Genomic DNA, 12,896 nt, shown 5'->3' with positions numbered 1-12,896 from the left:
GGATCGAAGGTTCATCGAGCGCACGATTGGTGCAGCTGTCGCGAGTGGGGAGGTGGACGCGACGTCCGGTACACGGTACGCAAACAACCTCGCAAGCTTGGCTAATAGTCTCGGGCATGACGGCCTATCAATGGCCAGCCTCAGCGACAATGAGTTAAGCGCTTACGTTAAGGCGGGATACAATCGAGGGTCTTACGTGCGGCGCGCACTGGATTGCGTTCAAAGATTCCGTGATCTCGGCGCCAATGAAGAAGCGGGGAATTCACGGCCCCCCCGGGGTCAGATCAACGCTCAGTCGAGCTTCACAGTACCTTATCCAAATGAGTTCATGTTGCCTGCAGCGGAACGCTGGCGACTGCTAGATGATGAGCCGGCCCAATTGACAGTCCCAGTCGATCAAGAGGCGCTTGGGCAATTGGAGCAGGTCCTTCGAGCGGAGCTTCAGCCCAGGCGGACTGATCAGCCCGCGCCTCTGGCGCTTTTCGAGTCAGAGCACTTCGCTGTAGATTTGGTGCAGTTCTCGCCAGATGAGCTCTGGCAGTTGCTGGATGATGAACCCGCGCCACTGGTGGCAGGCTCAGGATTCGCAGGTCCGTCGGTTAACGAGCCGGGTCCGAGTTTGTCTTTCTATGCACCTCCGGGTTGGCAGCACGGACAGCCGTCGGCGTCGGAACAGCTTGGGGAAATGCCGTTGCAGCACGTGCTGCCAAGCATATCTGCCCCAGAGGACAGTCTTGCACTTCTGGACGTGAACTACACGCCCGCCGAGCTTCAGCCCAGGCCGACTGCCCAACGGTCGCAGGCGCAGCAAACCGTCTCGGAAGAGCGGCAACGGGGTCGGGCGGGACACGAGACGTTTGATCAGCAGGTGCGCCAAGCGCGTTTGGTCGATGTTGCACTTCCCGCTGGCGGGTTTCTACCCGATGACCTGTGTCGGTGCTACCCGCATCTATCTGACACGGATCGAAGGTTCATCGAGCGCACGATTGGTGCAGCTGTCGCGAGTGGGGAGGTGGACGCGACGTCCGGTACACGGTACGCAAACAACCTCGCAAGCTTGGCTAATAGTCTCGGGCATGACGGCCTATCAATGGCCAGCCTTAGCGACAATGAGTTAAGCGCTTACGTTAAGGCGGGATACAATCGAGGGTCTTACGTGCGGCGCGCACTGGATTGCGTTCAAAGATTCCGTGATCTCGGCACCAATGAAGAAGCGGGGAATTCACGGCCCCCCCGGGGTCAGATCAACTCTCAGTCGAGCTTCACAGTACCTTATCCAAATGAGTTCATGTTGCCAGCAGCGAAACGCCGGCGACTGCTGGATGATGAGCCCGCGCCACTGGTGGCGGGCTCAGGATTGACAGATCCGTCGGTTAACGAGCCGGGTCCGAGTTTCTCGTTGTATGCACCTCCGGCCTGGCAGCACGGCCAGCCGTCGGCGTCGGAACAGCTTGAGGAAATGCGCCTGCACGGCGTGCTGCCAAGCGTGTCTGACCCAGAGAAAAATCTCGCCCTTCACGGCGTGAACTACACGCCCGCCGAGCTTCAGCCCAGGCCGACTGCTCAGCCCGCGCCGTTCGCGCTTTTGGATCCAGAGCACTTCCCTGTAGACTTCGTGCAGTTCTCGCCAGATGAGCTCCGCCAATTGCTTGATGATGAACCCGGGCCATCGGTCGCGCGGTCAGGCCCTGGCGGATCAGTCGGCTAACGAGCCGGGTCCGCTGCGGAGTTGACTTGCCTCTTAGGCTTGATCCAGCAAGAACTTCGCTCTGGCCCACGACAAGGACCAGAGGCATGAAGATCGATCGTCCAGGCCGTGAAGGCGAACTGGTACGGAGCGCGAAAGCGCGCCCAGTTACAACGAGTTCGGCAAACGGGTCTTCACATGTTGTGGACCGTCCACCTTAATCCAGCTGGCTTCTTGGCTGGTCTCCTGAACGGGTTCGGCCCGCCGGCGGTCCGAAAGTCCCGCAGGTTGCCGCCCAGAACAAAAACCTCGGGCCGTTCCTCTAACCCAGTTTCGCGTTTTCTCGTCACTCGCGGGGCTGCCCACGCGCCAGAATGCCTATGATCTTGTTTGTCGTCCAATTGGCAACACGGGGCACGGTGTAGGTCTGCAACTGAGCAGCGTTCTCTGCAATCGCCATCGCGCCTGATGTCTTGGGCCAACGACACAAAAGAAGAACATTCAACATACCCGTCCATGTTGTCGCAGCCATCCGCTGCCTATCAATTTCGTCTAGCCAATCGTCATTGGACGACTCAGAAGTATGCGGGACGGCTCGCGAACGCAAATACGCCATGCACCGCAGTGCTCGATAGCATTAACATCCTCTTCCGTGCTCGGCTTGCAATGACGCACCTCGTTCTGAAAACGACTGAGCGTCATATATGAGGATGCCAAGAAGTCCTCGGAAATGTTCCTGCTATCGACACTGCTAGCTCACGATCCGGTTTTGCTTCCGCAATGCTTGTTGCTCGGCAAGCTTGATCTCATTCTTCAGCGCTTAGACGTTTGCCCCAGCAATTGTTGAAGCAAGTTTCGCGCGCGCCTCTTACAAGGCTAGCAGGCTGTTGAAGAACTCAGCCGCGTTCGCAAACGAAGGCTGAATCGTCGCCATTGTGGATGTAGAAGTGGCCGACGAGCCTGCCCGCAGTGCCGATCATAGCCCATCCGCGACCGCAGGACGGATCATTCTCGTCGTGCCCTTCCCATGAGAACTCGGCGCAGGCCGATCCGTCGCGAGCGCCGTAGCGCACGTCCAGGAAGCCCTTGAGAGCCCCAAAGGCGATTTCGCCATCGGACTTGCCCTGGAAGGTGAGATGCGCCTCTTCGGCAAGATCGAGGAACTCGCTGTCCCAGACGTCCATCTCGACGATGCGCCAGCGGCCGACAAAGGCCTTGGCGAAGCCGGGCACCTTGGCCATCAGCCAGTCTCCGCAATCAGCTTGGGCAGGCGCACCAGATTGTAGGCGGCGGCAGCGAAGGTAAAGGCCCATGCGACGCGATCACGGCCACGGAAGCTGGTCTTCTCTTGCCCGGCGACCGTCTTGATCCAGCCGAATGCCTCCTCGATGCGCTTGCGGATGCGCTGACTGATGGCATAGCCGCCGTGCCGGGTCGTTCGTCCGTCAATCGCAGAACTACGGCCGCTGGTGTTCTGTGCAACATGCGGCGTCACGTTCATCGAGCGCAGTTCGTTGACGAAGTCTTCTGCATCGTAGGCTTTGTCGGCGCCAAGCGTGATCGCTGTCGGTCGATCGGCACGAGGCTCGATCATGTGCAGCGCGGCCACCCGTTCGGCATGCCCGCCGGCCTGCGTCAGGCAGGCGTCGACCAGCAGGCCGTGGCGGTTCTCCATCAGCCCGTGCCCGATGAAGCACAGCTTCGTCTCCTTGCCTTTGCCCTTGCGGTAGAGCCTGGCGTCCGGATCGGTGGTTGAAGCATGGGTGTCATTCGAGCGTTTCTGGCCATGGAAGACCGCTTCGGCATTGCGCCCGCCGCCTGGCGCTGGCGGCTCGCCGGAGCTGTCCTTCGGCTTGACGCTCTTCATCGAGGCCCAGGCCTCGATCAGCGTACCGTCGACCGAGAAGTGATCGCTCGACAGAAGCCTCTTCACCTTGGGCTGCGCCAGCACCGCCGCCAGGAACTTGGCCGCGATGTCGCCTTCCAGCAGCCGGTCGCGGTTCTTCGAGAACACCGAATGGTCCCAGGCTGCGTCGTCAACACCGATTCCGACGAACCAGCGGAACAGCAGGTCGTATTCCAGTCGCTCCATCAGAAGCCGCTCCGAGCGGATCGAATAAAACGCCTGCAACAGCATCGCCCGCAGCAGCTTCTCCGGCGGGATCGACGGCCGCCCAATTGGCGAATAGAGCGCGGCAAACTCTCGCTCCAGCGCCGACAGGCCTTCGTTCACAATCGTCCGGATCGCTCGCAGCGGATGATTACGCCGCACCCGCGCCTCCAGGTCGACGTAGCTGAACAGTTCGCCCGTTCGATTGTCGCCGCCGCGCACGCACCATCTCCGAATCTCATCGGAGCCAATGAATCACGGTCGCCGGTCGGCGGCGAGCGCCTTTTTCAACAGCCTGCTAGAGGTCACCGTTCGTCGCTGACACATTCGGGCGGGATACTCAGAAACAGCGCGAAACGTACGACCCCCGGCGGAAATTGCGGGACGGTAGTCCCTGAGCCTAGGGCCGGTCCCGCTCCACCGCTGGGCTGGGGGCCGTGAGTAGCGGTGGAGCGGTTAGCCAGAAACCAGCGCGGCCTCTGACTCTCCACAATTGCGACTATGATTCGGGCGCATTGCTGGCGGATGCAAGGCAGACATACAATCTGCGGTGCCCGCGAAAATGCGAATCGGGTATGGATAATAGCCGTTGCGGTTGATGCCTCACGACTGCGCCGGACCCGCAGTCACGCAACTCGTCTGTTTGGCATCCTAAGTAGTCCCGGCTGGCCGCAGCATACTGAGTGCCATGGTCCGTCAATCTGGGCCTCACAGCGGCGCAGCGGCGACCGCAGGCGCTTGGCCACGATTTGCATCAGACTCTCTCGCTTCTGACTTCCGCAGGTGGTGTCCAGGCCCAAAAGAGGTCAATTTTGTTCGCGGCGAGGAGCACGTGGCGGATTGCGGAGCAGCGAGCAGATCAAGGAGTGGCTCTTGATCTGTCCACCAGGACGCCGTTGCGCGCATTGATCAGGGTGATCGCAAGCTGCGCGTTAGAGGCGCCGCTCGCCATGTTCCTGGTAATTGCTCATCTCCGAGCGTCTCCGCGACCATGAAGGACGGGCGTGTTGAAGAAGCGGGGCGACCTCGCAGGTCCTGCCACTTCGCGCTCGGCCTCAAGACCATCCACCAGCAGCCAGCTTGATGCCGTTGCCGATCGTGCCGTGCTGGACATTACCACGCGAGAGCGCCTGCAGTTGATCCTCGTAGCTCGTCTTGATGTGGTGCAAGAGGTGCCCCTCAGCCTCGATTTGCCATCATCCACCGAGCCGCCGTTGATGAAGCGCAGGTGGTCTTTGTCCTGCTGGGGGGCGCACGGCATGCGCGCACTTCTTTTTCTCCATGGATGCCGCTTCGTCAGTATCGATCAGGCGGCCCTGGCGCTCCGAGACTTTTGCGACCTGCATCTCCGCGACGATCTCCTCGATCGTGGTCGCGTCGGACTCGATCGCGCCGGAGAGCGGATAACAGCCCAGCGTGCGGAAGCGGATCGTCTCCGTCTGGGGTTTCTCGTTCGGCTAAAGCGGAAGCAGGTCGTCGTCGACGATGATCAGCGTCCCGTCGCGCCGCCGAAAGCCACGTCGAAACCATAAAGACCTAGCGCCTGCCTGAGCGCGTCGGTCTTCATGACCTGGGTGTGCAGCGCCGAGCCCGATGCGATACGGTTAATGCCACGCGCAATTCTGTCCTGGTTGATATGGACGATGAGGTCGACCTGCAGGGGTCTCGCGGTTGGTCGCGAAAGCAATCATCTCCCGAAACTTCCAGGTAGCCACATGCATAAGCGGGAAGGGGGAGCGGCCGGATAAAGATCAACCAGAAGCATGCCAGGGCACACTAACGCTGTGGCCAGTTCGCGCCGATAGTCCAGCTCGGCCTCGGTCACGAACCGGAGCGGAGGACCGCAGCCGTAGCGCCCGCCTAGCTTGGTCCGGTCGTGCCTGCTTCCTTATGCCTCGCCTGACACTCCGCGGTTTGATGCCGGCCAGTGGCGGGGGAGCGGCAACGGCCGCTTGCCCTCCCGCGAGGCCTGCGATGGCTCGCCTGCCTTTGCGTCGTACCTTTCGGCTAGGGCCAACAGACGCTTCCTGGTGAACGAATCAGCCTTCGCGGCCAGATCGCGGGCTCGCGAGGCCTGCTGCCTGTAAAACTCACTGTCCATGAACACCCTCATACGAGAACGAAGAGAATTTGAATACAGAAAGCTTTGGTTCTCAAGTCACGAGCGCATCGCGGCTATGATCGAGGCAGATCCGTCCCGCAGCACGAGCGCCCTCTGGATAGAGTTCAAGAGGACCGAGCGCGTCAAGTGGCCTACACGAGATTTGCCACTCGTCGTGGAGATGGGGTTTTCGCGCGATCCTGCGACAAAGCGGTTCCTGCGGATAGCGGCGTCCTCCCCACCGGAATCATGGTCATCATCGGCGTGATCATGATCAGCATGTCGATCAAGCGAAACGCCATGCCGTCGATGCCAACGATCAGCAGCAGGGCGACCAGGCTGCCGCCATCATGGCGGCGGCGACGCCGTCGGTTTCGCTATCGAGACGCGCGCAAGAAGGCCGTCCTTGCCGCCCGCGAGTCCATACTCATCGGCCGACTTCCCGTCGAGTTTGACTGCTTCGGCAACACCTTTCGAGAGCATGGCGAATGCATCGTCAGAAAGACGCAGCGCGCCGACGCCAAGGCGACGTCGCCATCTGGGTCCGCGTTCCCATGCTTCCATCCATGCGAAACCCAGGTCGCTGCTGCGCTTGACGGCATCGAACGCCTGAATGAGTGCATCTGCTTGGTTGATGTCCTTCTTCGCTTTGTCGGCAAAGAAGACATTCCGTTTGGTGGCGACGATCAGCTTGTGAACCGCGTAGCGCTCCGGCGCCGGCACAAGGACCGGTACGCCTGCATCGTGCAGAACCACCGAGCGGATCGGTTCATGAACCAGAAAATCCAGGAACCGCAACACCTGAGCACCCACCGAAGGCTCTAACGACGGCATCGGTGTCAGCCTGGAGGAGTAGTCCTCGTCTCCTCGGTTCGGCGTAAGGAATTCGACCTTGAAGCCGGTCGCGTTGGCGAATCCGCTGACAAGCTTCGTTTCGTCGGGCGAGAACGAGGTCGCGAACGTCGGATCCAGCTGTTTCAAGATGCTTTCGATGTCCGGCATGCTTTCGTCGATCGAGATGCCGTAGAATTTCGCGATGTCCATATCCTCCGTCGTGACGAGTTCGTCGGGAAGCCTCACGCCGAGACGCCGCTGTACGTCTGATAGGCCATCGAACCGACGAGCGTGGCGCGAAGCCGAAAAAGTCCCGCGCGCGCGAGTTCGTTGACGACGAGACCTTCCATGTGAGGAGGAGTAGGGTAGCCCGCTCGCCCTCTCCCTTTGGGGCGGCTGTGCGACTTTCGAGGCCTCGACGGACCAGATTTGGAACGCTATATTAGAACATACTGAGAACTATTCCTCCAGTTGCGCCCTTTCGAATCCACTCTCAACTACAATATTCTCCGGCATATCATGAGTTTAGGGGCAGACTTCTCGGGATGACGTCGGCCCAAGGAGCCGTGCCCATTGTCCTTGTTCCGCCATTTGCATGACGACGCGTTTTTGGCCTTCTCGCGCGATCACAAGCACCTATACGCGGCATGTCTGCTCGACCTCCATGAACGGTTCTTCTCCGGAGCGCCGGCATTCCCGACCCCGCAGCAGGTCGTCCACGCCATCTACGATGTCATGCGGGCCAACCCCGCCCTGTGGAGCGAAGGCGATGATTTCGGCAGCCTGCCCGAAATGATCTCGGCCGGTCGCCGCCGCATCCGGAAAGCGGACGTCGCGCTCGCGTCCGAGAAGGGCGACAAGGCGCTCGGTCTGGCCCGGCAGCTCTACGCCCGGCTGCTCGCCTGGGGATGGCTCGAAGAGGAGGAATACGGGCTCCGCGTCACCGTCGACATGGCTATGGGCCCGCTGCTGGTGATCCAGCGGCTGGCGAGCCTCAACAAGGATCTCTCCCAAAGGTTCGGCGGCCTGATCGTGCAGATCCGCCTCAATCTCGAGGCCGTCGAAAAGCTGACGCCCGAAATCACCGACCGCAAGCAGCGCGAAGCCGCGCTCGCCGTCCGCGAGGCGCGCAACCAGGCCGACCAGTTCACCAAGAGCCTGCGCGCCATTCTGGCCGACCTCAAGCGGATCCGACGGAGCGTCATGGAGTCAAAGACGGTAGCTACCCGGCTGGAGGCCTTCTTCGAGGAGTTCGTCGACCAGCTCCTGCTGAAGGATTTCGAGTCCATCCTCACCGTCAACCATCCTTACCGGTTCCGCGACGCCATCGTCGATCTCGCGCGCAGGATTTCCTACACGCCCGAGACCATGCAGGTCCTTGCCGAGGAATATACGGCGGCCAGCATGGCAGCCGACGTCGAGGATGGCCGCATGGCCGCGGCGGACGACCTGCTCGCAATCGAAAGCATCTTCGAACAGATCGGCGAGATGTTCGAACGGATCGAGGCCTTCCGCAGGCAGCTCGAAGCGCGCGTCCGCAACACGATCAAGTACGCCGAGCGGGGCGGGCAGGGACTCGTCGGCCGGGCTGGCGACCTGGTGCGACGACTGGATGCTCTGTTGCGCGACGGCAGGCATCACAAGGCGACGGTCGAATGGAGCATCGAGCCGCTGCGGTCGCCTTGGTCGGAACACCATCAGGCGCCGGCCAGGCAACCGCGCCGCCCCGTCGAGGCGAGGGAGCTCGCCGGGCCCCCGTCCGACCCGCTGTACGAGCTGCGGAAGAAGCTCCGCCTCGAGTACATCGCCCGCATCGCGCCCCGCCCAGAGGACGTCAAACGATTCCTCGAGGGCCAGGTGCCGCCATTCGCGACCAAGGAAGCCCGCTTCATGGAAATCGATACCGTGGACGACTTCCTCGCCTTCGATTGCGCCCGCCGCTACGCACTGACCGGCGAGATTCCGGCGCAGATCGCGGCCGGCTTCGATCTCGAACCGTGCCCCGACACGCCGCCACACGACAGCGAATGGCTTCGTTGCGCGAACTTCGTGGTCAAGCGATCCGGCGCACTCCGAAAGGCGAGGGCGGCTCATGCTCAGTGAATTCGAAAACATCGAGCGCTCGTTCGGCGCGGAGAAGGCGGCCGACCTCCGCAAAGCCCTGCATTTCCTGCTGCGACGCCAGTTCGTGTTCGCGGGAGATCCCCGGACCGGGACCGTCTACAATACGATCATGGACGGCCGTTTCCGCGACGTGGTCGATGGGTTTTTCGACACTTGCGGATACCGCGTCCATCGCGATCCGGAGGCGCAGTGGGCCGGCATCGTCGCCATGGACGAGGACGTGCCGCTGCCCCGGATGAAGCTCGACGAAACCATCGTCATGCTGGTGCTGGCAGCATATTGGCAGCAAGAGGTGAACGTCGGAGCGGTCGAGGACCGGGCTGTCGTGGTCGCCACCTTGAACGACCTGTTCGACCGCTATCGAGAAATGGCGCAACACGGGGGCGGAGGCGCGATCTCGGCCGCCCGCTTCCGCGATATCCTGCGCGAGGCCGCCCAGCGCAGCCTGGTCGAGATCGGGGACTTCGACGACGAGCAGCAGGACTGCGAGGTCAGGATCCGCCCGATGATCAAGCTGATCAGCGGCGGCGACGCCCTCCAACGGCTCGAGCGGTACGTGCGCAGCGAGGAGGCCCGCTTTCCGCAGTCCGCGGGAGAAGAGGCATGATGGAGCTACGCCACCTCACCATGGTGAACTGGCACCTGTTCGATGTTGCCGACATCGACGTAACGGGACACGTCGGCGTCCTGGGCGAGAACCGGTCCGGCAAATCGACGATCCTCGACATGGCCCAAGTCGTGCTCACCGGCGGCAGCCGGCGGTTCCTGCGCCTGAACGCAGTCGCCGGCGACAGCGGAAAGTCGCGCAGCGGCTCGAAGCGCAGCGTCGTCGACTACTGTCTCGGCACGCTCGGCGAGGACCAGCGCCGGCGCGACGAGGCGCGAACGTACATCGCGCTCGGTTTCAAAGACACGGAAGGCGCTCGGCCGCCGGTCACGATCGGCATGGCACTGGAGGCGCGGAAGTCAGACAGCAGGGAGACCGTACTGGCGCTGTTCGTCGCGGTCGGGGCCCTCCTGAGCTCCAAGGACTTCATCGAACAGCGAGGGCAGTTGCGGTTCCCGGCGCAGTGGGAAGACGTGCGGGCGCGGATCGTCGCGACCATCGGCGAAGGCAACTTCGTCAATCACCGCGACCGGGCCGGCGACTACGTCCGCGAGTACATGCGCCATCTCCTGCCGCATTCGCCCTACGGCGAGCAGAACGCAAGCGCCCTGCAAAAATCGATCGTCAATGCGATGACGCTCGATCACAACCAGACGGCCACGCAGTTCGTGCGGAACTACATCCTCGAGGACAGTCCGATCGGCATCAAGGAGCTGCGCGAGTCGATCCAGACGTACCGCAACATCAGCGAAACCATCCGGAAAATGCGCCTCAGACTCGAAGCCCTGAGGGCGCTTCGGGTCGTCCTCGCCGCGCTGGAAGAGGCGCTCGAGACCAAGTTCAGGGAGGAGTGGATCGCCAAACGCGCGGCCTGGCTGGCGGCGCGCGCGACGAACCTGGACTTCAAGACCAAACGGCGTACCGAGATGGCGCGCCGGGATGCTGCAGCGGCCGAACTCGAATTCATCGACGAGGACGTCAAGGCCATCGACAAGGAGATCGAACGCCTCACGGCGGCGATCGCCGAGCACGACGCCAAGACCGGAAGAAAGTCGCTGCAGCAAACGGCCGATGTGGCCGCGCAGGCGGCGCACCGCGCTTCGGCGGACTTCAAGGCGCGTCTCGAGAGCATCCGTCGCCTGCATCCGCTTCGGGCGATGTGCGCGAGCGGTTTCGACGATTTCGTACCTGCGCTGGAACGGCTCCTGGCGGCCGCGGCCGGGGCCGAAATCACGCTCGTCTCCGACGAGCTCTCCGCGGCCGAGAAATCCTTCGCAGCCACCGGCGCGAAATGGCTGCCGAAGATCGACGAAACGCGTCAGGCAATCATCGCGGAGCTTTCCGGGCTCCGAGGCCGGCGCGACGAGGTGCTCGAGCGCATCCGACAGCACGCCTCCGGAGGGGCGCGGGCCTATCTCGGCGACGACACCGAACTGCTCTGCCGAAGGCTGCGGCAGAAGGGAATGGCCCCGCGCGTGCTCTGCGACGTCATCGAAGTCGTCGAACCCGAATGGGTGGGAGCGGCCGAGGCGCTCCTCGGGCGCGACCGGGAGGCCGTGTTCGTGGACAGAGCGGACATCGGCGCCGCCACGGCGATCTTCAAAGAGGGCCGCCGCGAGCTCCGCCACGCTTCCTTGGTGAGCCTGAACAAGCTCGAGCAGTTCAGGGCCAAGCCCGAACGCGGCACTTTTCCCTCCATTTTCCGGAGCCAGGATCCGGACGCGATGGCGTTCATCATGCGCCGCTACGGCACGGTCCGTCTCGCCGACACGCTCGACCAGTTCAACAGGCCCGGCCGGGCGATCATGAAGGACGGCCTCTACGACGACGGACTCGTCAGGACCCATCGCTGGATCGAATCCTCGCAGCACAAGATCGGAAAGGCAGCCCAGGCGAACGCCCTCCGGTCCCTGCAGGATCAGGCCGAGGAGCTGGATCGGATCCTGACCGACAAGGGCAAGGAGGCCCACGCCGCGGAGCAAGCTTTTTCCGCTCTGAGGAACATCTGCGAGGAACGTGACGACCTGAAGGCTTGCGCGGCGGCCTTCGCGGCCGCGCAGACGGAGATCGCCGAAGCGCAGGCAAGGCTCGATGCTCTCGACGGCGCGGGGGACGGCGGGCTTCGCGACAAGAAGAGGGCGCAGCAGAAGCTGAAGGACAAGAGGCTCGACGAGAGAAGGATCCAGCAGAAGGCGTTTGGCGAGCATGACGGAGAGGTCAGATCGGCGGACAGGAGGCTCGGTGAGGGCGAGAACGTGCCCGGCTCTGAGCTCAACCTCCGGGTCGCCCGGTCGATCTACCGCAAGTTCGTCCCGCTCTACTCCGCCGCGAAAGGCAGGGCCGTCTACCGCGAGCGCCTCGATGCCGCAGCCCAAAAGGGCTACGCGGAAAAACACAGGGCCATCGCCGACAAGGCGCTGAAGGATGCGAACGCGTCCGACAACGAGCGCGCACGGATCGAGCGACGGGTCCGCGAGCTCCTTTACGATTACTTCGACCAGTTCGGGATGAGCTCGCAGGTAGGCGCGGAAAGCGAGCCGCTGCGGGAGGTGAAGCCCTGGATGGAGCAGCTCATCTCGGATATCGAATCCAATGAGCTGCGCCAGTACGAACGGCAGGCGCGGGAAGCGGCAGAAAAGGCGTCCACCCTGCTGCGCGGTGAGTTCATCAACGCGCTCACGGCCCGGATCGGCAAGATGGAGCGGGAGCTGCAGTCCTTGAACCGTAGCCTCTACGCACATCCCTTCCATAACGAGCGATATTCGTTCCACCGCACGCAGGTGGTGGAATTCCAGCCCATTCTGAAGATCATCGAGATCGCCAAGACGTCTCCGGAGGCGCTCGACCTGCTGTTCCGGGGCGACGTGCCCGACGATTTTCCGCACAAGGATACGATCCTTGCGCTCGAGGCGCTGCTCGAGGACCCCGACAAGGACTTCACCCAGTTCGAGGACTATCGCAACTTCTACACCTTCGAGATCCACATGGAGGACGTCGGCACCGGCCGCTCGACCCGCTGGGAGCAGCGGCGCGGCACCGGGTCCGGCGCCGAACAGCAGGTGCCCATCTACGTCGCAATCGGCGCTTCGCTGGCCGCCGTCTACGGCAGCGCCGAGCGTCGTGCCGGCAAGCCCGCTGGTTTCGCCCTGGCCATGTTCGACGAGGCCTTCTCCAAGATGGACGGCAAGAACCAGCGGCAGATGATGAGCTTCTACAAGAACCTCGGTCTCCAGTTCGTGATAGCGGCGCCGTTCGAGAAGCGCGTCGCCGTGCTCGAGCACATGGACACCATCGTGGAGGTGGACCGCATCGGCGAGCAGTCCAGGGCCACCGTGGTGGAACTGAAGGAGAAGGCCAAGCGCGAATTGATGGCGATCGATCCGGACCTGATGTCCGAAGATGAACTCGCCACCCGCCTGGCAGCCGAGTAGCC

At 62.5% G+C, this 12,896-nt stretch carries 6 protein-coding genes and 2 pseudogenes; 4 read left to right on the top strand and 4 right to left on the bottom strand.

What is annotated here, in order from left to right:
- The first annotated feature begins 196 nt into the window (after positions 1 to 196).
- Positions 197 to 1,708, top strand: a complete 1,512-nt coding sequence (locus tag P6U23_RS26485; RefSeq protein WP_407175440.1) for a hypothetical protein — start codon at positions 197 to 199, stop codon at positions 1,706 to 1,708.
- Positions 1,709 to 2,583: 875 nt separating this feature from the next.
- Here the strand turns inward: P6U23_RS26485 and P6U23_RS26480 are convergent.
- The 4 genes and pseudogenes from P6U23_RS26480 to P6U23_RS26465 form a co-directional block, all read right to left on the bottom strand.
- Positions 2,584 to 2,928 (bottom strand): hypothetical protein, encoded by a 345-nt coding sequence (locus tag P6U23_RS26480; protein ID WP_122402509.1) that lies wholly within the window; start codon positions 2,926 to 2,928, stop codon positions 2,584 to 2,586.
- Positions 2,928 to 4,019 (bottom strand): IS5 family transposase, encoded by a 1,092-nt coding sequence (locus tag P6U23_RS26475; RefSeq protein WP_407175439.1) that lies wholly within the window; start codon positions 4,017 to 4,019, stop codon positions 2,928 to 2,930. Before P6U23_RS26475 ends, P6U23_RS26480 begins: the two co-directional genes overlap by 1 nt.
- A 974-nt stretch (positions 4,020 to 4,993) precedes the next feature.
- A pseudogene (locus P6U23_RS26470) lies at positions 4,994 to 5,539 on the bottom strand (phosphoadenosine phosphosulfate reductase family protein); the annotation flags it as partial.
- A gap of 707 nt (positions 5,540 to 6,246) precedes the next feature.
- Positions 6,247 to 7,082: pseudogene (locus P6U23_RS26465) on the bottom strand (GSU2403 family nucleotidyltransferase fold protein).
- Positions 7,083 to 7,305: 223 nt separating this feature from the next.
- Here P6U23_RS26465 and P6U23_RS26460 point away from each other — a divergent pair.
- Genes P6U23_RS26460 through P6U23_RS26450 form a run of 3 tightly spaced genes read left to right on the top strand, consistent with a single transcriptional unit; the run spans position 7,306 to position 12,894 of the window.
- Positions 7,306 to 8,835: a Wadjet anti-phage system protein JetA family protein gene (locus tag P6U23_RS26460; protein WP_407175437.1), complete on the top strand. Its 1,530-nt coding sequence runs from the start codon at positions 7,306 to 7,308 to the stop codon at positions 8,833 to 8,835.
- On the top strand, positions 8,825 to 9,463 hold the full coding sequence (locus tag P6U23_RS26455; RefSeq protein ID WP_407175436.1) for a DUF4194 domain-containing protein: 639 nt from the start codon (positions 8,825 to 8,827) through the stop codon (positions 9,461 to 9,463). Before P6U23_RS26460 ends, P6U23_RS26455 begins: the two co-directional genes overlap by 11 nt.
- Positions 9,460 to 12,894, top strand: a complete 3,435-nt coding sequence (locus tag P6U23_RS26450) for an SbcC/MukB-like Walker B domain-containing protein (protein ID WP_407175435.1) — start codon at positions 9,460 to 9,462, stop codon at positions 12,892 to 12,894. Before P6U23_RS26455 ends, P6U23_RS26450 begins: the two co-directional genes overlap by 4 nt.
- The last annotated feature ends 2 nt before the right edge of the window (positions 12,895 to 12,896 follow it).

It is taken from the genome of Bradyrhizobium sp. STM 3562 (genome assembly GCF_045571435.1).
Lineage (GTDB): Bacteria > Pseudomonadota > Alphaproteobacteria > Rhizobiales > Xanthobacteraceae > Bradyrhizobium.
This window is presented reverse-complemented; position numbering and strand designations above follow the sequence as displayed.